This is a genomic window from Arthrobacter sp. 05T444 (genome assembly GCF_056395905.1).
In genome coordinates this window covers 25,912-47,063 of record NZ_JBFTKK010000022.1, presented here as the reverse complement: position 1 = coordinate 47,063, position 21,152 = coordinate 25,912, and the positions used below count along the sequence as shown (strand labels likewise).

The following is a 21,152-nucleotide window of genomic DNA, read 5'->3' as shown; positions in this document are numbered from 1 at the left end:
GGTCAGCGTCATAGGGTGCGCCTGTGTTCAGGTTACGCGGCCGGGGAGCGGCCCTTTAGCCGTCCGTGCACCGTGGCCACACCCCATGCGGCCAGGAGCAAAGCGATGAGGAGCAGTCCGGCGTCGCCCAGGTCGATTTTTCCCAGCCAGGTGGTCAGCGGGTCATCGAGGCCAAAGGCAGCGTTGGAGAATCCGCCCAGCATGATGACGGAGACGAACAGGGCGGACACCGCCGAAATACCCGTGATCACGGCGTTGAATCCCAGTTTCCGCAACGGATTGTGGATGGCCGACCTGTACATGTGCATCATTGCGACGCCGTTCGTGGTGTCGCACAGCGTCATGGCGGCGGTGAACGCCAGCGGGAGCGCCAGGAGGGCCAGCGGGGAAACTCCGGCCAGGGATGCCGCCGTCGTCATGACCAGCAGTCCGATGGTGGTGGCAGTATCGAAGCCCAGCCCGAAAAGGAATCCGATCACGTAGATGTTCCGCGGCCGCTGGACACGGGACAAGGGTTTGGCCAGCAGCCGTGCAACGAACCCCTTCGCCTCGAGATCCTCGACCCGCACTTCCCCGCCACCCTGAACACTCCGGTAGGCCTGTGCGGCCCGCACAAACGCCGAACCGTTGAAAAGTCCCATGGCCAGCAGGAACAGCCCGGAGACGCCGCTGCCGACCAGCCCCAGCACCAGGTTCCCGGTGGTGCCATCCTCCATGAACTGGCCCACCATCGCTGCGCCGCCCACCACCAGGATGCCGGCCAGGATCACCACCGAGCTGTGGCCCAGGCTGAACGCGAACCCGACGCTCACCGGGTCCTTCCGCTGGGCCACGAACTTGCGCGTCGAATTGTCGATCGCGGCGATGTGGTCCCAGTCGTAACTGTGTTTGATGCCCGCCAGGTAGGCAGCGAGCACCAGGCTCAACGCCAGCGGCTGTCCCGCCGTCGCTGTTCCGGCGCCGAGGCTTCCCGCCCCAAGACTTCCGGCCCCCAGACTTCCGACCCCAAGACTTCCGACCCCAAGACTTCCGACAAGGAGAAGCACGACGGCGGCAAGGTGGAGTGCGGCCACCGCACCGAAGGTGATCATCAGCCTCGTCCGGACCGGCAGCCGCTCCCGCTCGCGGTAGAGCGCGGCGAACTGGGTCAGTGTGGTCATCAGTACTTCCTCAGGTTCAGGCGCGCCTGCCCGTACCAGCGTTTCCGCAGCAGCGCCGTGCAGTCACCCAGCAGCGTGGCGAGTTCCTCTGTGCTGTTGGACAGCGACCGCAGGACCAGGCCCACAGTTCCGCCAACGGACACCGTGAGGGACACCCCGGTGTAGGCGTCGTGGCCGGCCGTTAGGGCATGGAGTTCGTCGGCGAGCGCTTGGTCCACGCGGGCGTCCACCACCACGAGCGAACCCAGGTGGCTGTAGCCCTCCATGAACCCCATGCCGGTGACGTCGCTGCAGGGCGGCCGGATCAGCAGGTTGTCCAGCGCCAGAAGGTCGGTGCCTTGCGTGCCTGCGACGTGGATCTCGGTGCGCAGCCGCAGTTCCTCGTAGCGGAACGACGCCCCGTCCGGGGACCATCCCGGCGTGACCACCTCGGCCATCACCAGACTCGACGACGGCCGGACCGTAATGTGCGTATTCTGCCGGTAGCTGGCCTCCCGGTACGCAATGACCTGGTCAGGAGCGAGCTCCAGCTGCGCCCCCTCCCCCAGCCGGACGGTCATCCGCTGCTCGGCAAACGACCCCGGAGTCCGGTAAATCTTGGTGGCGGACTGGGTGGTCAGCAGCAGCTTCGCCCCATCGCCCACCTCTACGTTAATGACATAAAGATCAGCCCCAAGATAGGCGCCTCCAGGATTCACGAGCACATAACAAACCTGCCCCGACTCATCCAGATAGTGCGGCCGCAAAACCCGCAAGGCGCCCCGATGGTACTGATGCGAGGCCACGGACTTTCCCGCGCGCTGCTCGATGCGCAAGGCGAGCTCCCCCATGGCCGCTGATTGAGCCTGTCCAAATCCCCGGGTCTCGCTCCCCACCGGGCTCTCCGCTGATTGAGCCTGTCCAAATCCCCGGGCCTCGCTCCCCACCGGCTCGACCAGCGGGGCCGAACCACGCGCCGTCGCGCTCATTGCGCCAGGTCGAGCATCAGGACGTCCCTGCGGACCCATTCGATGACGGCGTCCAGCCCTTCATCCGTTTTCAGGTTGGTGAAGCAGAACGGCTTGGCACCTCTGAACTCGCGAGAGTCCCGCTCCATGACAGTGAGGTCGGCGCCGACGTGCGGGGCGAGGTCGGTTTTGTTGATGATGAAGAGGTCGGACTTGATCATGCCCTGCCCGGCCTTGCGGGGGATCTTTTCGCCCTGCGCCACGTCGATGATGTAGATCGAGAAGTCCACCAGTTCGGGGCTGAACGTGGCGGAAAGGTTGTCGCCGCCGGACTCGACGAAGATGACCTGGAGGTCCGGGTGGCGCTTTTTGAGCTCCTCGATGGCTGCGGTGTTCATGGAGGTGTCTTCGCGGATGGCGGTGTGCGGGCAGCCGCCGGTTTCGACTCCGATGATCCGGTCCTCCGGAAGGATTCCGTTGGCGGCCAGGATCTTGGCGTCCTCGATGGTGTAGATGTCGTTGGTGATCGCGGCCATGGAAATTTCGCGACTCATGTGGCGGGTGAGACGCTCCACCAGCTGGGTCTTGCCGGCGCCAACCGGGCCGCCGATGCCGATCTTGATGGGTTCAGACATTGTGTCCTCCTACTAGCTCATGAACATGCGGGCACGTTGGCGCTCGTGCCGCATCTGCGAAATTTCCAGCCCGGGGCTGACTGCCCCAAAGTCGTCCGGCGAAAGGTGGCTGACGTGCCCGACGGCGGCAGCGACGCCGTCGGACGCTTTCCGCAGCAGCCGTTGGCCGGCGTTCTGCCCGAGCGGAATGGCTCGCACCGCATTCTGGGTCAGCGAGGTGACCGCGGCGAACAGGTAGGCGGCGAGCGCTTCGGGAAGCGGGACGCCCAGGGAACGGGCGACGACGGCGAACGCCAGCGGCTGATGGCCGGCGGCCCGGCCTGCGGTCACCAGCTCCCGGTACGCCACGAGCTCGGGAGACGGAAAGACTTCGGAGCCGATCTCCAGCAGCCGGGTGCCCATCTTGATGCTGGCCTCGCGCAGCTGCCGCGGCAGGAGCTGAGCCGTGAGCAGGGAATCCAGCTCCTCAACCGAGCCGCCCTCATAAAGGAACCGGATGGCCAGCCCGTCAGAGTACGTCAGCTGCTGCCCGATGAACGCTGACAACCACACCCCGAAAGTCTCCTCGTCATGCACCAGCCCGCGCTCAATATAGGTCTCAAAGCCAAGAGAGTGCGCAAACGCCCCAGTGGGCAACGCGGAGTCTGTGAGCTGCTGCAGGGCGAGCTGATAGCCCCCGCTGATTGCGCCTGGGGCCACGACCGCAGGGTTCCCTGGCCGGGCTTGCGGGGTTAGGGAGCGGTTGGGGAGCGAAACCTGGTCTCGACAAGCTCGACCGGCGGAGCCCGCTCGACCGGCGGAGTCCGCTCGACCGGCGGACTCGATCTCAGTGCGAGTGTTCGGCATGGCGGAAGGGTACGGGCATGACGCGTTCCTGGCGGTCGTAGGGGACTCCGACGTGTTTGAGGTAGTCCTCCACGGTGTGGTCGTACTGGCACACCATGACCTCGGCCGCATACTCGGAGGCCGCGTCGAAGAACTGCGCCTGCAGGTGCCGGTTGCCAAGGGAGTGCGCCACGACGCCCATTTCGTGGACGGTCCGTGGCGCGATCACCAGTACATCGGTGGGGAGCACTGACACCACGATCATGTTGGATTCGGCTACGAAGAGGACGTCCCCGTCGCGGAGGTCCGCAGAACCCGCGGGAAGCCGGATGCCCAGTTCCTTGCCGTGGTCGGTGATGACGCGCTGGATGCGCTTGACCAGCTGGGCGCTGGGCAGCACCACCTTCTCCGTGTGCAGCCCGAAGTACGGATCCGTACCCGGGGCCTGGTCGTGCAGGTTGCCCAGGATCTTCTCGATGATCATGTCGTTCTCCGTAGTGCTTTGACAGCGGTAGTGCTTTGACAGCGGTAGTGCTTTGAACCGGTAGCGCCTAGAAGAGGAAGTAGCGCTGGGCCATCGGCAACACATCCGAAGGTTCGCACGTGACGTCCTCGCCGTCGACTTTCACCTTGTACGTCTCGGGATCCACCTCGATGTCCGGGGTCGCATCGTTGTACTTGAGGTCGGCCTTGGTGAGCGAACGGATCCCCGAGACAGGCCGGATGACCTTCTCCAGTCCGAGCTCCTGCGGCACACCGGCGTCGATGGCGGCCTGGGACAAGAACGTGATGGAGGACTGCTGCAGCGCCTTGCCGAAGGTGGCGAACATGGGCCGCATCGTGCGCGGCTGCGGGGTGGGGATGGAGGCGTTGGCGTCGCCCATCAGCGCGTAGGCGATCTGCCCGCCCTTGAGCACGAGCTCCGGCTTCACGCCGAAGAACGCCGGATCCCAGAGCACCAGGTCCGCGAACTTGCCCTCCTCCACCGAGCCGATGGAGTCCGCCATGCCCTGGGCGATCGCCGCGTTAATGGTGTACTTCGCCACGTAGCGCTTGAGCCGGAAGTTGTCGCTTTCTGCGGATCCGTGCGTGCCGCCGGCGGGGTCCCTCAGCACTCCGCGCTGCTTCTTCATCTTGTCCGCCACCTGCCAGGTGCGGGTGATCACCTCACCCACACGGCCCATGGCCTGGGAGTCGGAGGAGGTTATGGCGAAGATCCCCATGTCCTGCAGGACGTCCTCGGCGGCGATGGTTTCGGCGCGGATGCGGGAATCCGCGAACGCCACGTCTTCCGGGATGTCCGGGTTGAGGTGGTGGCACACCATGAGCATGTCCAGGTGCTCTTCGATGGTGTTCCGGGTGTACGGCAGCGTGGGGTTGGTGGAGGCGGGCAGGACGTTGGGCAGGCCGGCGATCTTGATGATGTCGGGGGCGTGGCCGCCGCCGGCGCCCTCGGTGTGGAAAGTGTGGATGACGCGGCCGTCGATGGCCCGGATGGTGTCCTCCACGAAGCCGCACTCATTGAGGGTGTCGGTGTGGATCGCCACCTGGACGTCGTAGTCGTCCGCAACTTTCAGGGAGGTGTCGATCGAGGAGGTGGTGGAGCCCCAGTCCTCGTGGACCTTCAGGCCGATGGCCCCGGCACGGATCTGTTCGGCCAGCGGTTCGACCGCCGATGCGTGCCCCTTGCCCAAGAGGCCGATGTTGATGGGGAGGCCCTCGGCCGCCTGCAGCATCCTCTGAATGTGCCATTTGCCGGGCGTCACGGTGGTGGCCTTGGTGCCTTCCGCCGGGCCGGTGCCGCCACCCACCATGGTGGTCACGCCGCTGCACAGCGCCGTGGGGACCTGGTCCGCGGAGATGAAGTGGATATGCGTGTCTACTCCGCCGGCGGTGAGGATCTTGCGCTCCCCCGCGATGATCTCCGTACTGGCGCCGATCACGATGTCCACGCCGTCGGCGATCTGCGGGTTCCCGGCCTTGCCGATCCTGAAGATATGCCCGTCCTTGAGAGCGACGTCCGCCTTGTAGATGCCGGTGTAATCCAGCACCACCACGTTGGTGATCACGGTGTCCGGGACGTCCTCATCCCGCACCACCTGGCCGTTCTGGCCCATGCCGTCGCGGATCACCTTGCCGCCGCCGAACACCACTTCCTCGCCGTAGCTGGTGAGGTCCTTCTCGATCTCGAGGAAGAGCTCGGTGTCGGCCAGGCGGATGGCGTCGCCCGTCGTCGGGCCGTACAGGTCCGCATACTGCTTGCGGGACATCTCGAAACTCACTGTGCTCCCCCAGCCGTTGACTGTGCCGGCCCTAGGCTTCCGTTGACCGCGTTACTCAGCCCGAACACCTCGCGGCTGCCGGCAAGCTCGATCAGCCTGACTGTCTTGCTGTCGCCGGGCTCGAACCGTGCCGCGGTCCCGGCCGGGATGTCGAGCCGGCGCCCGTAGGCTGCCTGGCGGTCAAACTCCAGGGCGCTGTTGGCTTCGGCAAAGTGGTAGTGCGAGCCCACCTGCACAGGGCGGTCACCCGTATTAACAACCGCGACGTCGACCGCCTCGCGTCCCGCATTGACGGTGAGCGGTTCTCTCCGCAGGACATACTCTCCCGGAATCATGGGGCTCCCTATCGGATGGGATCGTGGACTGTGACGAGCTTGGTGCCGTCCGGAAACGTGGCTTCGATCTGGACGTCGTGGATCATCTCCGGCACGCCCTCCATGACGTCGTCGCGGCCCAGCAGCGTGGTGCCGTAACTCATGAGCTCGGCCACGGTGCGCCCGTCCCGCGCCCCTTCGATCAGTTCATAGCTGATGATGGCGACCGCCTCGGGGAAGTTCAGCTTGAGTCCGCGCGACTGGCGGCGACGCGCGAGGTCGGCGGCGACCACGATCATGAGCTTCTCCTGCTCGCGGGGCAACAGGTGCATTACGGAATCCCTTCTACGACGGGCACCACCGCGGCGCGCCCCGGCAAATGCTCCCCAGTAACTGTGCCTACACGACAGCGCCTGCACAACACTGCCTGAGCAACCGTGAACCTAAGCAACAATGAACCTAAGCAACAATGCACCCGTGCGGCGGTGCGTGACCAGCGTAAGCCGTGGACATTTCCGCGAGATTTCCGATTCCGGTTTCGCGGCGGGTCCAGTCACCGGGCCGCAGGCGCGGGCTGTCCGGCACCTCCCCTAGGGTGCCGAGGCGCGGATCCTCAGCTCGAACCCGGCTTCAATGTGGACACCCCTATCCGCTGTCTCCGTCCCTTCGATCCGGTCGATCAGCAGCCCGACCGAGCGCTCGGCGATCTCCTCCATGCCCGGTGACACCGTGGTGAGAGACGGCGACGCGAACCGGGCCTCATCAATGTCGTCGAAGCCGGCCACGGCGACGTCCTGCGGCACCTTCACACCGCGGACGAGGAGCTCATGCATGGCGCCCAGCGCCAACGCGTCGTTCAGGCCGAAGACGGCGTCGAACCCTATTTCGCTGTCCAGCAGCTCGCCCACCGCCGCCGCGCCGGCGTCGCGGCGCCACTCGGACTGCACTACCAGGGCGGGATCAAAGTCCACCCCGGCGGCGGCGAGCGCCGCCCGGTAGCCGGTCAGGCGCAGGCCGGGGCTTCCGGTGTGGTCCTCCACTGCCGCTCCGATCACTGCTATCCGACGGCGGCCTCCCGCCAGCAGGTGGGCGGTGATTGCCTGGGCAGCCCCCACGTTTTTCATCGTGACAAGGTCGAACCGGGCGTCGTCGATGTGCTCGCCGAGCATCACGAGTGGCTTGCTTCCGCGCCGGCCAGCCACCGTGTCCGGCTCCAGCGCCAGCGGAGTGAACAGCAGTCCGTCCGTCAGCTGCCGGAAGGGCCCCTGCAGGGCGCTGAGCTCATTGGCCTCGAGAGCGGCCGACTGCTCAATCAGCACGCGATAGCCCCGGGCGGAGGCCACGGTCATGAGACGCGAGGCGAGCTCCGCGTAGTACGGCGCTGAAAGGTCGGACAGAACCAGGCCAAGCATGCGCGATTTTCCTGACCGGAGGCTCCGGGCCGTCAGGTTGGCCTCATAGCCAAGCTCGGCGATGGCATCCAGCACCTTCTGCCTGGTTGCGGGCCTGATGAACTCATAGTCATTAAGGACGTTGGACACCGTCTTCAGGGAAACCCCCGCTGCACGTGCAACATCATTCATGGTCACAGCCATCCAAGGCTCCTTCTCACGGCGATACGTCTGGATACATCGTTGCAGAAAGTCCGGCGGACCGCCCCGCCCGCAGGTATTTCCCAAGGTGGGGGGCCCACCCTGTTTCAAGGTCTCCAAGCTCTGTGGCCGGGCAACGGCGCCTGGCCACAGGGTTTCGTGGTGGGACTCCTCGTCGCGGAGGAATGTTGAGGAAGAGGGGCAGACGTGTCGCAAAGTCTTGAGGGGCCCGTCGGGGGCCGGACTGCCCCGGACGGGCGGCTGTTTGCCTTGGTTGCCTCGCATCGCGGAACGGGGTTGGATTTCCTGGCACGGCTGGGCTCCGGCCCGCGGCGGATCACCCCTGCAGCTGTTGTGGAACCCGCCCACGTAGCGGGGGCTGTAGTGCTGTCCACCTGCAACCGCTTCGAGGTCTATTTCGAGATTTCGTCCGGCACGGAGCCGTCTGCTGCACGCCGGCGCGTGCAGTCAGCGATCAGCCGCTGCTCCGGCATCCCCGAAGAAGAGCTGGCGCAGTCCTTGGATTTCCTGGCCGGCGCGGCACTGACCGAGCATCTTTTTTCGGTAGGAGCGGGCCTGGACTCTGCGGTGGTGGGCGAACGCGAAATCGCGGGCCAACTGCGCCGGGCACTCACGTCCGCCCAGGAATCGGAATCTGCCAGCGGCGCCCTCATCCGTCTCTTCCAGGCCGCTTCCCGGGCCGCGCGCGACGTCGGGGCCCTGACAACGCTGGGAGACGCCGGGCGCTCGATGGTTTCCGTGGCCTTGGACCTGGCCACCGCAAGGCTGGCAAAAAGCTGCCCATCCGGCCTGTCGGTGGTTGTCATCGGCACGGGGGCCTACGCCGGGACCACCCTGGCGCTGCTGGCGGCCGGAAAATGCGCCAAAGTGTCTGTGTTCTCCTGGTCCGGACGCGCTGAGGCCTTTGCCGCGCCCCGCGGCGCTGCGGCACTGACACGGTCCCAACTGACAGCCGCGCTGCAGGGCGCGGACGTGGTTATCGGCTGCAGCGGGCGCGGAACCCGCCTGGGCACCGAGGATTTCAGGCTCTTCCGGCAGGGCACGAACGAGCGTCTCGTCGTCGTCGATCTTGCCCTTAACCGGGACTTTGAACCGGCCACCGGCGAGCTGCCCGGAATCGAGCTGATCACGCTCGATGAGGTGCGGCTTGCCGCACCGCGCGAACACTCGGACGGTGTCCGGCGGGCAGCGGAGCTGGTCCGGCAGGCTGCGCTGAGGTACGAGGAGGAGCGGCAGGCGCGGGTGATGGATCCGGCCATCGTGGCCCTGCGCGGACACATGCAGCAGGTGCTGGCCAGCGAAATGGCTCGGGTGAAGAACCAGCATGGCTGCACTGCCACCGCCGAGGCCGTGGAGTTCGCGCTGCGGCGGGTGGTCCGGCAGCTCCTGCACGTGCCCACGGCCAGGGCGCGTGAACTCGCCGCCGCGGGCCGGCAGGACGACTACACTGCCGCCCTCGAGGCCCTCTACGGACTGAAAGTGGAACCCGATGATGCGGACCGGCAGGAGCCGGTCCGCATCATGCCGGCGGCGGGTTAGTTCAGGACTCCACAGCCAAGCGGATCATTGACCAGGACACCGCCGGCACGACAGCGGTGAGGCGGCCGTCGTCGAGCTTTGCACTGACGTTCTCCCCCGGCAGCACGGACGTGGAGTCGTCCGCAGTGGCGTGCCAGTACGGTCCTTATTGTCGTAGGTGACCGCCTCGATGAGGCGCACGTTGCCCAGCCCGGCCACCGAGGCGTCGAGGGTCAGGTCCTCGGCCGACGAACGGTTGACGGCGAAAACCACCGCTTCGCCGGCCTTGGCGTCAAAGGTCGCCACAGCGGAGAGCGCGGCGAAGTCCGCCGTCTTGCCGCCGCTCAACAGTGGGGATTCGACGGCGAGCTGCAGTACCGTGCCTGCGGCATGCCGCGAGGTCAGGGCGAACGGGTGGAATATGGTCTGCTTCCAGGCGCGGCCGCCGGGCTCGGTCATGATCGGGGCGATGTCCTCACTTCTGATGCATTCGTTTTACAACGTTATAGAAACCAGTTTTGGGGTTGCTTGACCGCGCGTCAAGAGCCCGGACGGAAATGGCAAACTAATCCACTCTGGCAGCCGCTCCCTGCCGGGATTAGCTTTTAATCAGCTTTCGAACAGGTCCGGCAGCGAGAGGAAGTTCGATGAACCTCGGGCTAGCGACACCCCACAGCGCGTCCCGCGCGGCGGGCATCCTCGGCGTGGCGGCCGTCGTCGCAACCGTTGCGTGCGGCTGCACCGGGCCCGGGCCAAATCCGGCGCCGCCGTCGTCCACGCAGTCTTCAGGCGCCCCCTCAGGCAGCGCATCTGAGAGCGCTTCGGGGAGCGCTTCGGGAGGCGCTTCGGGAGGCGCTGTTGCAGGCGGGCCGTCGGCCAGTTCAACGCCGGTCAGTTCGACCCCGGGCAGTTCGACGACGGGCAGTTCGACGACGGGCAGTTCAACGCCGGGTAAGGGTGGCACCGGCCAGGCAACCGCACAAGGGGCGGCCGACATTCCCACGATCGTCAGCAACATCCAGCCTTCCGTGGTGACAGTCTTCACCGACGGCGGACTGGGAAGCGGCGTGGTGTATTCGCAGGAGGGTCTGATACTCACCAACGAGCACGTGGTGAGAGGCAACAGCACAGTGGAAGTGGGCTTCGCCGATGGCCAGCGCGTGGCCGGAAACGTACGGGCAACTGACGCGATCTCGGATCTAGCACTGGTGGAGGCAAAGCGGACAGGCCTCCCCGCCGCCAAGTTCCAGTCAGAACTGCCCCGGATCGGCGAGCTGGCAGTGGTTATTGGCTCGCCGCTGGGATTCGAAAACACGGCGACGGCGGGGATCATCTCGGGCCTCCACCGGGAGATTCCGGGATCGGCGTCAAGCAGCCAGTCCCTCGTGGACCTGATCCAGACCGATGCCGCGATTAGCCCCGGCAACTCCGGCGGCGCCGTGGTGAACAGCAGGAGCGAGGTGGTCGGCATCAGCGAGGCGTACATTCCGCCGTCGTCCGGGGCGGTGGCGCTTGGCTTCGCAATCCCGGCCGCCACCGTGGTGAAGGTGGCAGACCAACTCCGGGAGGACGGCACCGCCGATCACTCCTTCATTGGCCTGGGGCTGGGGGACATCACCCAGCAGATCGCCGACCGGCTGGGCCTGCCGGACACCCGGGGCGCGCTGGCGCTCTCGGTCCAGGAGGGTGGGCCGGCAGCCAAGGCTGGCATCCGCCCGGGTGACGTGCTCGTCAGGCTCGACGGCGACCAGCTCGCGTCTCCCGAGGACCTGCTCGCCGCACTGAGGAGCAAGAGTCCAGGGCAGACCGTGACGGTTGAATTCCGCCGGGGGTCGGACAGGCAGGAGGTCAAAGTTCAGCTTGTTGCGCGCCCGGCCCCGTAAGGCCGGGCACGCAATCAGGCTGCAGGAGGGGCTAGAGTCCGCCGGCGAGTTTGTAGTAGGCGGCGTTCCAGGCGAGTTCCTTCTTGAACTGTTTGATGGTGGTGCCGTCGTCGATGGTCAGCAGCTCGGTTTGGGCTATTTCGGCGAAGTCCTCGAAGACGTCCATGCCGACGGCGGTGGAGAGGACCGTGTGGTGCGCCGCGCCGGCGGTCAGCCACGCGGCGGCGGAGGTGGCGAAGTCCGGCTTCGGTGACCAGAGGGCGCGGGCGACGGGCAGGTTGGGCAGCGGCTCGTCGAGGTCCACGACGTCGACGGCGTTCGCCACGAGGCGGAAACGGTCGCGCATGTCGGAGAGGGCCACGACGACGCCGGGGCCGGCGTCGGTGTCGAAGACCATGCGGACGGGGTCTTCCTTGCCGCCGATGCCGAGCGGGTGGATCTCCACGCGCGGCTTCGTGGCGGTCAGGGAGGGGCAGACCTCGAGCATGTGCGCGCCGAGAATCTTCTCCTGGCCAGGGGTGAGGTGGTAGGTGTAGTCCTCCATGAGCGAGGCGCCGCCGGGCAGTCCCGCTCCCATGACCTTGGCGGCGCGGACCAGGATGGCGGTCTTCCAGTCGCCCTCGGCGCCGAAGCCGTAGCCGTCGGCCATGAGCCGCTGCACGGCCATGCCGGGCAGCTGGCGCAGTTCGCCGAGGTCCTCGAAGGAGGTGGTGAAAGCGGCGGAGCCGTTGGCCTCCAGGAAGGACCGCAGTCCCAGTTCAATGCGGGCGCTGTAGCGCAGGGACTCGTGGCGGGCGCCGCCGGCCTTTAGTTCCGGAACCACGTCATAACGGCGCTCGTACTCGGCGACCAGGGCGTCGACGTCGGCCTCTGCGGCGCCGTGTACGGCGTCGGCGAGCTCGTTGACGGACCACGTGTTGACCGAAACGCCGAAGCGCAGCTCGGCTTCGGTCTTGTCACCTTCGGTGACGGCGACGTTGCGCATGTTGTCACCGAAGCGGGTCAGCTTCAGGGTCCGGACGGCGGCCCAGCCGGCCGAAGCGCGCTGCCAGACCCCGACCTGGCGGGCGACCTCCGGGTTGGACACGTGCCCGACGACGGTTTTGCGCGGGATGCCGAGGCGGGACTGGATGTAGCCGAACTCGCGGTCGCCGTGCGCGGCCTGGTTCAGGTTCATGAAGTCGAAGTCAATGTCCGCCCACGGCAGTTCCACGTTGGCCTGGGTGTGCAGGTGCAGGAGGGGTTTGCGGAGCAGGTCCAGGCCCTGGATCCACATCTTGGCCGGGGAGAAGGTGTGCATCCACGCGGTCACGCCGATCACCGAATCATCAGAGTTCGCTTCGAGCGCTGTGCGGCGGATGGCATCCGAATCCGTCAGCACAGGCTTCCAGACCAGCTTGACCGGGACCTCGGAGGACTCGTTCAGCGCGGCGGCGATCTCCTGGGACTGGGCGGCGACCTGCTTCAGCACGTCTTCGCCGTAGAGGTGCTGGCTGCCGGTGAGGAACCAGACCTCGTAGGACTCGAGGGAGGTGGTGTTGGCGTCGGACATGTGTTTCTCCTGAAAAGTTGAGGGGCCTGGCGGCCAGGTTAAGGGGCCTAGCGGCCGTAGACGTTCTGGTAGCGGGCGTAGAGGGATTCGATCTGGCCCGGGTCGATGGGAAGCGGCTCGCCCAGCTGCCGTGAGATGTGGACCGTGCGGGCCACTTCCTCGCACATGACGGCGGCCTTGACCGCGGACCGGGCGTCCTTGCCGATGGTGAACGGGCCGTGGTTCTGCATCAGGACCGCGGGCGAATGGGAGGCCTGCAGGGTTTCGACGATGCCGCGGCCGATCGAGTCGTCGCCGATCAGCGCGAAGGGGCCCACCGGGATGGTGCCGCCGAATTCATCACCCATCATGGTCAGCACGCACGGGATGGATTCTCCCCGCGCCGCCCAGGCCGTGGCGTAGGTGGAGTGGGTGTGCACCACTCCCCCGACCTCCGGCATGTGCCGGTAGACGTAGGCGTGCGCAGCCGTGTCCGAGGACGGCGTGAGGGCAGGGTTCTCCCATTGCGCCGGTTCGCCGTTGGCGTCGGCAGACAGGCTGGTGACAGGAGTGCCGTACAGGTCCGTGACCACCATGAGCTCCGGGGTCAGGTCATCATAGGAGACCCCGGAGGGCTTGATGACCATGAGGTCATAGCCCGGGACGCGGCCGGAGACGTTGCCGGCGGTCCAGACCACCAGTTCGTAGCGGGTGAGTTCGGCGTGGAGTGCGCAGACCTCGGCCCGGACGCGGGCCAGGGTATCCAGCAGGGCGCTCACGCGGGGACTCCTTCGGTGAGGAGGGCCCGTGCCTGCATGGACTTGGCGTCGTTGCGCTGGCTGGCGGCCTTCCGCTGGAGGGCCTTGAGCCGGTGCATGACCTCGTTGGTTCCCCGGCCGAAGTAGTCGTGCAGAGTGCGGTACTCCCGGAAGAGTTCCTCGTAGGCCGCGACGTTCTCCGGAATGGGAGTGTAAACGCCTCCGGGTGCCGAGCCCATGGCCGCCGCGGCTGCCCGGATGTCCGCGTACTTGCCCGCGGCGACGGCCGCGTGGATGGCAGAGCCGAGGGCCGGGCCCTGGGCGGAGCCGATGGTGGAGAGCTGCAGCCCGGTGATGTCGGCGTAGATCTGCATCAAGAGTTTGTTCTTTAGCAGCCCGCCGGCCACGATGAATTCCTTCACCGGCACGCCCGAGTCGCGGAAGGCATCAACAATGGTGCGGGTGCCGAAGGCCGTGGCCTCCAGCAGCGCCCGGTAGAGGTCCTCCGGGCGGGTCGCCAGCGTCTGGCCCACCACCACACCGGACAGTTCGTGGTCCACGAGCACGGACCGGTTCCCCGAATGCCAGTCCAGGGCGATCAGGCCATGCTCGCCGATCGCCTGCTTGGAGGCCAGTTCGGTCAGGTATTCGTGGATGCCCAGATCCGCCGCCGCAGCAGCCTGGTGGTATTCCGGCGGGACGCCGTACTTGGTGAACCAGCCGAAGATGTCGCCCACACCGGACTGGCCGGCCTCGTAACCCCAGAGTCCTTCCACGATGCCGCCGTCCACCACCCCGCACATGCCGGGCACTTCGCGCAGCACGTCCCCGTTCATGACGTGGCACGTGGACGTGCCCATGATGGCCACGAGCTGGCCCGGCTCCACCGCTTTGGCGGCCGGTGCAGTGACGTGGGCATCCACATTGCCGACGGCCACCGCGATGCCCTCAGGCAGTCCGGTCCAGGCAGCGGCCTCGGCGGTGAGGAAGCCGGCGGCGTCGCCGAGGCGGCCGATGGTGTGCTCCAGCTTGGCGGACACGAAGTCCCTGAACTGCGGATTCAGGGCGGCCAGGAACTTCTCGGACGGGTAATTGCCGTCCTGGTAGATGCCCTTGTAGCCGGCCGTGCAGGCGTTGCGGACATAGTTGCCGCACAGCTGCCAGACGATCCAGTCCGCCGCCTCCACCCAGTGGTCCATCTCCGCGTACGCTTCCGGATCCTCTTCCAGCAGCTGCAGGCCCTTGGCGAACTCCCACTCGGACGAGATCAGCCCGCCGTAGCGCGGAAGCCATGTCTCGCCCAACTCCGCCGCCAGCGCATTGATGCGGTCCGCCTGGCCCTGTGCCGCATGGTGACGCCAGAGCTTGACGTAGGCGTGCGGCCGGTTCGCGAAGCCCGGCAGCTCGTTCAGCGGCGTGCCGTCAGCCTTAACCGGCACCATCGTGCACGCTGTAAAGTCCGTCGCGATCCCGACCACCGCGGACGGGTCTATTCCCGCATCCTCGATCGCCGCCGGCACAGCGTGCCGGAGCACATCCCGGTAATCGTTCGGCACCTGAAGCGCCCACTCCCCGGGAAGCCGGGTTACTGTTCCATCGGCTACGTCCGCCACGTCCGCCGGAAGCGCCTCCGTGACCACCGCGTGCGGGTAGTCGAACACGCCGCTGCCCAGCTCCTTACCGTCGCGAACCCGCACAACCACGGCACGGCCCGACAAGGTGCCGTAATCCACCCCGATCACATAGTTTTCGCTGCCGGCAGTGAAACCGGTGTCATCAACAGATTGCATGCTAAAACCTCCATCCGGGAGGTACTGGCCCCTGTGCCCGGTGTCGAAAACGTAAATGATTCTCTTAGATTGTGAACGCTAACATATCGCGCGTCAAGCATTGGCCGTGACCAATTTCCAGGTCCTGCGTTGCAAAAACAGCACAGGGGACCCCGCCGGCATGGCGGAGCCCCCTGTCCTGCTAAACGTCAGACGCTGCGATGCGGCGCGCTGAGACGCGGGGCCTTAACCCAGCTGGCTGTGCAGCCGGTCCAACTCCGATTTGGTTACGGGCAGGACGGTGCCGTGGCGCGGAGCCCGCGGCAGCTCGTAGTTGGTCGAGAGCTTCCAGTTGGGGTTCTCCAGGCTGGTGCTCTCCAGCGGGATGTAGCCGCGGCCGCCAAACTCATCCACGAACAGGTAGTACTTCTCCTCAGTGTTCGATTTGAAGACGGTCGGCCCTTCAACGCCGCCGGTCCCGGCGTTCTTGCCGATGCAGTTGGCCATCAGGGACCAGTTGCGCGGGTTCGTTTCGGGCAGATCGACGGCCAGCAGATCCGTGGACTTCTCCTGCATGATGTCGAGGCACCCGGAGACACGGGCCTCGTCCTTGGTGAAGCGGTAGTAGGTGTCGCCCTCCTTGATAACAGTGGAGTCGATGACGGAGTCACCCGGGTCGTTCCAGACTTTGGCCTCGCTGAAGGTCCGGAAGTCCCGCGTGGTGGAGTACATCATCTTGTTGTGGGTGCCGCCCGCGTGGCCCGGGTCGTTGTCGGCATAGATTTTGGAGGCCCAGTAGACGACGTAGGCTCCGATTTTCTCGTCGTAATGGGCTTCAGGCGCCCAGGTGTTTCCCGCGGTGTCCGGGGAGACTTTGACGTGCCGCTGCCCGGACCAGTTCACAAGGTCCGTTGACTCCCAGACTTCCAGGTACTGGCTGCCCTGGCGCTGGGAGGCGTCCCACGAGGTTCCACTGCCGATGGAGAGGTCCGTGGCGATCATGTAGAACTTGTCGCCTTCCGGCGAGCGGATGACGAACGGGTCGCGCAGGCCCTTTGTGCCAAGACTGGACTTCACCACCGGCTTTCCGCCATTGAGTTCGTCCCACTTCAGTGCGTCATTTCCCCGGCTGGCAGCCATGGAGATGTTCTCCCCGGCGATGTCGTTGCCGGTGAAGTACGCGAAGGCGTAGCCCTCTTTGGCCTCTGTCTTGGGCAGCGGAAGGACCGTGACACGGAACTTCTTCTTGGACTTCGCCTTGCCGAGAGTGACGGTTGCCTGCAGATCAACGCTTGCCGCCCGGCTGCCGTAGGCGGGCCGGTTGACTTCGCCGGTGGCAGTGATGTCGGCGTCGTGGTTCGACTTCCACTCCACCTTGGTTCCGAGCAACCCCGCCGCGGGTAGGGTGATGTTCCCGCGGATCGCGTCGGCATCCCACACGTTCAGTCCTGCGGCGGCCTCGCTGACTTTCTGGTCGTCGCTGATGTCTTCGGGCACCGTGACGGAGAACGACTTCGACGCCGATGCCGCGCCGGAGGTGGCCGTGGCGGTCAGGGTCACGTTGGCGTTGCCGGTTCCGTTGGCCGGGCGGGCCACAATTCCCTGGGGTGACACGGAGGCCGGATCGGAGGAGGTCCAAGTGTAAGCCGAGCCGTTGGGTCCGGCAGTGGGCAGCTTCAGGTCGGCCGTCACAGCACTGGTGTCTCCGAGCGACAGATTTTGCAGATCGAGGGCCACCCGCTGTTCCGGGGACACGTAGCCGAGCTCGCGTACTTCGGCTGCCGAGAGGGCACGGTTGTAGATGCGGAAGTCGCGGACCTGTCCCTTCAGGTACTTGTCTCCGGTGTAGACGGACCTGCCAAGGTAATTCGCCGTCGTCGTTCCTCCCCCGATGCTTCCCGGGGTGATGGTGACGCCGGTCTTGCGCGCAACTTCCGTACCGTCTTCGTAGAGAACGGCCGTTCCGCCGCTGAGGGTATAGGTAATGGTTTTCCACGCGCCGCGTGCCAGATCCCGGTTGGCGCTGGTGGTCTGCTCCGTTGACCAGTTGCCGCTGGCGATGGAGGTCCGGTAGGAGTTTCCGGTGGTGAAGAGGTAGCCGTTGCCTGCGCCGTTGGTGGTGTTGCCCAGCCCCCAAATGAAGTAGGGGGCAGCCTGGTCGGGCGCGATCTTCACGTCGGTGGAGACGGTGATGGAGTCGAGCCCGCGCATAACGTCGTTCGGCAGGCGGACATGGGCGTCCGTGCCGCCGAGCTGCAGCCCTTCGCTGCCCAGGCTGGTGGCATCGCCGCTGATCACGCCGTTGCGGCCATGTCCGGAGGTGTCTTCGGCGACGGAGCTGGCCGGTTCGGTCAGGTTGTATTTGAGGACGAGGCCGTCGTCAATGGCGGCTTGGGCGGGAGCGCCTGCGGCGAGGCCGCCAAGCACAAGGGCGGCCGCCGTGAGGACGGCCGGCCCTGTGCGGGCTCTGGGAATCATTAGGGGCATGAAGGATGCTTTCGTTAGGGCGGCCGCGAGGCCGCGGTTGACGGGATGGGAACTAATGCGGGCCAGGGCGGACCGGTTCAGGAGGTCAGCCTGATGATGAGCGCTTGCGCGCCGCTGACGAGAAGGTCCCGCAGGGCCGCCTCACCGACGCTTCGCTGGGCAAAGTCGATCCGTCCCGAACACGTCCTCAGCTGTGCTGGCATAGGCCTGGGCCAGCAAGGACATGTGGTGGCCGGTGAAATGGCCCCTGAGATTTCCGTTTGCTTCTCCGTCGAGGCCTTCCCCGCCGGCAGGCAAGGGGGTTACGCCGGCAATGGGCTGGAGGCCGGCGTTGGCCCGGAATACGTTGATGTAGCGCCGCTCGTCGTAGCCCCGGGCGAACTTGAGGATCAGCTCGCGCTTCCGGGCAAACACTCCGGGGCCGAGGGTGACATCGGACAGATTGAAGGGACGCACGGTAATGGCCGAGGCAAGGCCGTTGGCGGTCGCCATGGGCCCTTGCGCAGCGGCCGTCGTGGTTGCCGCTGCAAGCGATGGAAGCCACGGAAGCGCCGCCGCAGCCGCTCCGAGCCTGAGGACATTACGCCTGGATACGTGATTCGTCATTGGATCTCCGATACGTTGCCGCGCGGAGGAAATTGCCAGGTGGCCCGGGTGTCGTTTTTTTGAACGCTGCGGAGGGGCCGGGCCGGGCCGGCCGGCTGGCCGGCCCGGCCCCTCCTGGTTCAAGACCGGGTTACCCCTCTTATTTGCGTGAGCTGCCGTCAGCCAGGCGGATGAACGTGACGGAATTGGGCTCGAAGGTGTAGGTGAACTTCGGACCTGCACCGCTGAAAGTGCTGGCAGCAGGGGCTAGGGTCTGCCCGTCGGCAGTCTCGGTGAGTGTCGTCACCGCAGCAGTGGCTGCGATGTTGGCGGCGCCGGTCACGTTGATGTCTACCGGCGCTTTGTCGGTTGAAGTGTTGACGACCTTGACGATGGTGTCGCCCGACTTTTCATCCTTCGTGACCACCGAGTAGACGGGATCGGCGGTGGTGTTGTCCACCGTTCCCCACAGAACGTTGTCCAGGTAGAGTTTCGCGGTGCGCCCGGTGACTTCGATGCGGATGTCGTACTCGTGGCCGGTCTGGATCACGGTGTTCTTTTCAATGACAGTGGTCTTGGCACCGTTGACGGCCTTCTCGACGACGGACTTCGAGTTGTTCCAGCCGCCGAGGTTCCACCAGAAGTAGTTTCCGGTGTCCTTGACGCCGAAGGAGACGAGGAACCCCTCGGAACCGGCCAGCTTTGTGGCCTTCGTGCTGAGCGTGTAGTTGCTCCACTCCGGGCTGCCGGCCGTGACCATGGTGTTCTGTGCCGTGGTGCTTGACTGGACGTAGGCGCCGTCCTGGATCGACCAGGAGCCGGTGCCGTTGCCCGTCCAGGCGGCGGCCGTGCCCGAGAAGTCGTCGCTGAACAGCGCGGCCCCGTCGCTGCCGGTCACCTTCACATTGTCGTATTTGGCGGAGGTGGCCCAGGTGGACAGCCCGATCTTCCCTGCAATCGGCACCACGGTTGAGGCCGGGTTCTTCTGCGCGCTGGGCACCACCTGGGTGCCGACGTTTGTCATGAACAGCTTCTGGACCTCGTAGTTGGGGGTGGTCCGCACAGAGGTTCCGTTGAAGAACAACATGTCCGGGCTCCATTGGGTGTTGGCCTCATTCGCGATCAGAGGCGCGTACGAGGCCATCTTCACAACGTCTGCGTTGCGTTCCAGGCCGGTCATGTAGGACGCTTCGGCGAGTGCGTTGGCCGGCTTATTGCCCAACGATGCGTATTCGCCGAGCCAGACCTTGTAGCTGTTGCGGTCATAGGAGTCGTAGCGGTGATTGTTGTTCAGGAACCAGGACGGATCGTTGTAGTAGTGCTCGTCGACCATGTCGACTTTTCGATCGGTGTTGAACTTGGACAGGTCGTCGAAGATTGCGCCTTGGTCGTCCGGGCCGGTGTTGCTGATGATCTTGATGCTCGGATACTTCGCGCGGATAGCGTCTTGGAACTGGACGAAGTATTCCTTGAATTCAGGCTTGTACTCTTCGTTGCCAACCTCAAGGCGGTCCAGGTTGTAGGGCGCCGGATGGCCGTAGGCAATGCGTTTGGCGCCCCACGTGGTACTGGCGTCACCGTTGGCGAATTCGATCAGGTCCAGGGTGTCCTGGATGTACCGGTCAAGGGTTGCCTGGTCCGGAGCACTGTTGTTATCGCCGCAGCCCGTGACGCCGACCGGCACGACCGGCACCGGGGCCGCACCCATATCCTCGGCCCACTGGAAGTACTCCATGTAGCCGAGTCCGTACGTCTGGTTATAGCCCCAGAAGTTACGGTTCGCGGGCCGCTGTTCCACCGGACCGATGGTGTCTTTCCACTGGTAGGTGCGGGCCCGGGTGTAATTGGGCGCCGAATACGTGTCGTAACTCCCCGTGTTGACGATGCAGCCGCCGGGGAAGCGCAGGAATCCCGGCTTCAGGTCCGCAATCTTTTCGGCGAGGTCCCTGCGAAGGCCGTTTTCCCTGCCGTTCCAGGTGTCCTTCGGGAAGAGCGAGACCATGTCGAGCCTGACGGTGCCGGTCCCTTGCACCACTGTCGCCAGCCGGCCGGCCCCGGTGGACGATTTGGGCGACAGCGTCACATCGTATTTGGCCCACTTGTCACCTTTGACTTTGATCGACGCGAGATCGAGCCGGGCACCTTCGGGGGTCTCCAACGTTACAGCCAGGTTTGTTCCGGCCGGGTTGGACGTGCGCGCCCAGACTGAGTAGGTGTACTTCTTGTGCGCCTCGAGCTTCTGCCCCGCGTTCCAGCCGCTGTTGCGGACCCCGACTCCGGCGCCGGCGCCTGCGCCGGCAGAGGTAGCTTCGATTTTCAGGTAGTTCCTGTTGTTTTGGTTCAGCCGGTTGTCGTCATTGACGACGGCGGCAGTTCCGTCGCTGCCACGCTTCAGGACCTCCCAGGCGGTCATCGGCGTAAACGTGCGGTTGTCCCCCGAATTGAATTCAAACGACCGGTTCTGCACGAGCTCGGCATAGATGCCGCCGTCGGCGCCCTGGTTGATGTCCTCGAAGAATGCCCCGTACATGGCCGGATCGATCTTGGGCCCGGCCTCAGCGGCGTTGACGTTGATTGTTCGGTTTGCGGACTCTGCGTTGGCGCCCAATGCCGGGGCCAGTGACAGCATCGCTGCTGCCAGTGATCCGGCTAGCGCCAGGGTGCAGGCCCGCTTTGCGGGGCTTGATGAACTTGATGGCATGGGAAGAGATGGCCTTTCTCCATTGAACGGTCCGCCGGCTAGCCGGCGCAGCTCAGGCGGGGCGGCCGCCGACGGTTGCAGGGTGCAATACCGCCCTCGGGCGTGGCCGCCGGTGAATGGGTGACAGAAGCTGTTAACGCTAAC

18 protein-coding genes and 1 pseudogene are annotated in these 21,152 nt (G+C 65.6%); 2 read left to right on the top strand and 17 right to left on the bottom strand.

Annotation, left to right across the window (positions count from 1 at the left end; translation table 11 throughout):
• Positions 1-32 precede the first annotated feature (32 nt).
• From AC1DD3_RS18130 to AC1DD3_RS18090, 9 genes are all read right to left on the bottom strand, one after another.
• Positions 33-1,160, bottom strand: a complete 1,128-nt coding sequence (locus tag AC1DD3_RS18130; protein WP_476882210.1) for a HoxN/HupN/NixA family nickel/cobalt transporter — start codon at positions 1,158-1,160, stop codon at positions 33-35.
• A complete protein-coding gene (locus AC1DD3_RS18125) occupies positions 1,160-1,990 on the bottom strand; it encodes an urease accessory protein UreD (RefSeq protein WP_476882209.1) in 831 nt (276 codons plus the stop codon). Before AC1DD3_RS18125 ends, AC1DD3_RS18130 begins: the two co-directional genes overlap by 1 nt.
• 134 nt (positions 1,991-2,124) lie before the next feature.
• A complete protein-coding gene (gene ureG, locus AC1DD3_RS18120) occupies positions 2,125-2,742 on the bottom strand; it encodes an urease accessory protein UreG (protein WP_230119263.1) in 618 nt (205 codons plus the stop codon).
• A 12-nt stretch (positions 2,743-2,754) separates the two neighbouring features.
• Entirely contained in the window at positions 2,755-3,426 is a 672-nt protein-coding gene (locus tag AC1DD3_RS18115) for an urease accessory protein UreF (protein WP_476882223.1), read from the bottom strand.
• A gap of 142 nt (positions 3,427-3,568) precedes the next feature.
• Positions 3,569-4,051: an urease accessory protein UreE gene (gene ureE / locus AC1DD3_RS18110; protein WP_230119262.1), complete on the bottom strand. Its 483-nt coding sequence runs from the start codon at positions 4,049-4,051 to the stop codon at positions 3,569-3,571.
• Between the two features lie 67 nt (positions 4,052-4,118).
• Positions 4,119-5,849, bottom strand: a complete 1,731-nt coding sequence (gene ureC / locus AC1DD3_RS18105; protein ID WP_230119261.1) for an urease subunit alpha — start codon at positions 5,847-5,849, stop codon at positions 4,119-4,121.
• The gene (locus tag AC1DD3_RS18100; protein WP_230119260.1) at positions 5,846-6,184 is read right to left on the bottom strand and encodes an urease subunit beta; all 339 of its coding nucleotides are present in this window, start codon (positions 6,182-6,184) and stop codon (positions 5,846-5,848) included. Before AC1DD3_RS18100 ends, ureC begins: the two co-directional genes overlap by 4 nt.
• A gap of 8 nt (positions 6,185-6,192) precedes the next feature.
• Positions 6,193-6,495 carry an urease subunit gamma gene (locus tag AC1DD3_RS18095; protein ID WP_230119259.1) on the bottom strand — a complete coding sequence of 101 codons (303 nt, stop codon included), beginning with the start codon at positions 6,493-6,495 and terminating at the stop codon, positions 6,193-6,195.
• Between the two features lie 258 nt (positions 6,496-6,753).
• On the bottom strand, positions 6,754-7,758 hold the full coding sequence (locus AC1DD3_RS18090; protein WP_230119258.1) for a LacI family DNA-binding transcriptional regulator: 1,005 nt from the start codon (positions 7,756-7,758) through the stop codon (positions 6,754-6,756).
• A 204-nt stretch (positions 7,759-7,962) separates the two neighbouring features.
• Here AC1DD3_RS18090 and AC1DD3_RS18085 point away from each other — a divergent pair, with 204 nt between their 5' ends.
• Positions 7,963-9,315: a glutamyl-tRNA reductase gene (locus tag AC1DD3_RS18085; protein ID WP_230119257.1), complete on the top strand. Its 1,353-nt coding sequence runs from the start codon at positions 7,963-7,965 to the stop codon at positions 9,313-9,315.
• A 1-nt stretch (position 9,316) separates the two neighbouring features.
• On the opposite strand, the pseudogene AC1DD3_RS18080 reads toward AC1DD3_RS18085, so the two are convergent.
• Positions 9,317-9,765 (bottom strand): annotated as a pseudogene (locus AC1DD3_RS18080) (alpha-L-arabinofuranosidase C-terminal domain-containing protein); the annotation flags it as partial.
• Between the two features lie 127 nt (positions 9,766-9,892).
• Positions 9,893-10,312, bottom strand: a complete 420-nt coding sequence (locus AC1DD3_RS18075) for a hypothetical protein (protein ID WP_476882208.1) — start codon at positions 10,310-10,312, stop codon at positions 9,893-9,895.
• Between the two features lie 13 nt (positions 10,313-10,325).
• On the opposite strand from AC1DD3_RS18075, the gene AC1DD3_RS18070 reads away from it, so the two are divergent.
• On the top strand, positions 10,326-11,177 hold the full coding sequence (locus AC1DD3_RS18070; RefSeq protein WP_476882207.1) for a S1C family serine protease: 852 nt from the start codon (positions 10,326-10,328) through the stop codon (positions 11,175-11,177).
• A 31-nt stretch (positions 11,178-11,208) separates the two neighbouring features.
• Here AC1DD3_RS18070 and araA read toward each other — a convergent pair whose 3' ends face one another.
• The 6 genes from araA to AC1DD3_RS18040 all read right to left on the bottom strand — a co-directional run bounded on the left by araA (position 11,209) and on the right by AC1DD3_RS18040 (position 21,008).
• Positions 11,209-12,729, bottom strand: coding sequence for an L-arabinose isomerase (gene araA, locus AC1DD3_RS18065; RefSeq protein ID WP_230119255.1), 1,521 nt, complete (start codon positions 12,727-12,729; stop codon positions 11,209-11,211).
• 47 nt (positions 12,730-12,776) lie between these two features.
• Complete coding sequence (locus tag AC1DD3_RS18060) at positions 12,777-13,487, bottom strand: L-ribulose-5-phosphate 4-epimerase (RefSeq protein WP_230119254.1); 711 nt, start codon at positions 13,485-13,487, stop codon at positions 12,777-12,779.
• Positions 13,484-15,256: a ribulokinase gene (gene araB / locus AC1DD3_RS18055; protein ID WP_476882206.1), complete on the bottom strand. Its 1,773-nt coding sequence runs from the start codon at positions 15,254-15,256 to the stop codon at positions 13,484-13,486. Before araB ends, AC1DD3_RS18060 begins: the two co-directional genes overlap by 4 nt.
• Positions 15,257-15,481: 225 nt before the next feature.
• Positions 15,482-17,722: an immunoglobulin-like domain-containing protein gene (locus tag AC1DD3_RS18050; protein WP_476882205.1), complete on the bottom strand. Its 2,241-nt coding sequence runs from the start codon at positions 17,720-17,722 to the stop codon at positions 15,482-15,484.
• Positions 17,723-17,863: 141 nt separating this feature from the next.
• Positions 17,864-18,328 (bottom strand): hypothetical protein, encoded by a 465-nt coding sequence (locus tag AC1DD3_RS18045; protein WP_476882204.1) that lies wholly within the window; start codon positions 18,326-18,328, stop codon positions 17,864-17,866.
• 139 nt (positions 18,329-18,467) lie between these two features.
• Positions 18,468-21,008 (bottom strand): alpha-L-arabinofuranosidase C-terminal domain-containing protein, encoded by a 2,541-nt coding sequence (locus AC1DD3_RS18040; protein ID WP_476882203.1) that lies wholly within the window; start codon positions 21,006-21,008, stop codon positions 18,468-18,470.
• Between the last annotated feature and the right edge of the window lie 144 nt (positions 21,009-21,152).

Bases quoted from the DNA above. Each gene is read 5' to 3' on its own strand.
- ureG (WP_230119263.1), bottom strand. From the start codon at position 2,742: ATGTCTGAACCCATCAAGATCGGCATCGGCGGCCCGGTTGGCGCCGGC.
- AC1DD3_RS18125 (WP_476882209.1), bottom strand. From the start codon at position 1,990: ATGGGGGAGCTCGCCTTGCGCATCGAGCAGCGCGCGGGAAAGTCCGTG.
- AC1DD3_RS18075 (WP_476882208.1), bottom strand. From the start codon at position 10,312: ATGTTGCTGACGATCGTGGGAATGTCGGCCGCCCCTTGTGCGGTTGCC.
- ureE (WP_230119262.1), bottom strand. From the start codon at position 4,051: ATGATCATCGAGAAGATCCTGGGCAACCTGCACGACCAGGCCCCGGGT.
- araA (WP_230119255.1), bottom strand. From the start codon at position 12,729: ATGTCCGACGCCAACACCACCTCCCTCGAGTCCTACGAGGTCTGGTTC.
- araB (WP_476882206.1), bottom strand. From the start codon at position 15,256: ATGCAATCTGTTGATGACACCGGTTTCACTGCCGGCAGCGAAAACTAT.
- AC1DD3_RS18100 (WP_230119260.1), bottom strand. From the start codon at position 6,184: ATGATTCCGGGAGAGTATGTCCTGCGGAGAGAACCGCTCACCGTCAAT.
- AC1DD3_RS18090 (WP_230119258.1), bottom strand. From the start codon at position 7,758: ATGGCTGTGACCATGAATGATGTTGCACGTGCAGCGGGGGTTTCCCTG.
- AC1DD3_RS18130 (WP_476882210.1), bottom strand. From the start codon at position 1,160: ATGACCACACTGACCCAGTTCGCCGCGCTCTACCGCGAGCGGGAGCGG.
- AC1DD3_RS18095 (WP_230119259.1), bottom strand. From the start codon at position 6,495: ATGCACCTGTTGCCCCGCGAGCAGGAGAAGCTCATGATCGTGGTCGCC.
- AC1DD3_RS18050 (WP_476882205.1), bottom strand. From the start codon at position 17,722: ATGCCCCTAATGATTCCCAGAGCCCGCACAGGGCCGGCCGTCCTCACG.
- AC1DD3_RS18040 (WP_476882203.1), bottom strand. From the start codon at position 21,008: ATGCCATCAAGTTCATCAAGCCCCGCAAAGCGGGCCTGCACCCTGGCG.
- AC1DD3_RS18045 (WP_476882204.1), bottom strand. From the start codon at position 18,328: ATGACGAATCACGTATCCAGGCGTAATGTCCTCAGGCTCGGAGCGGCT.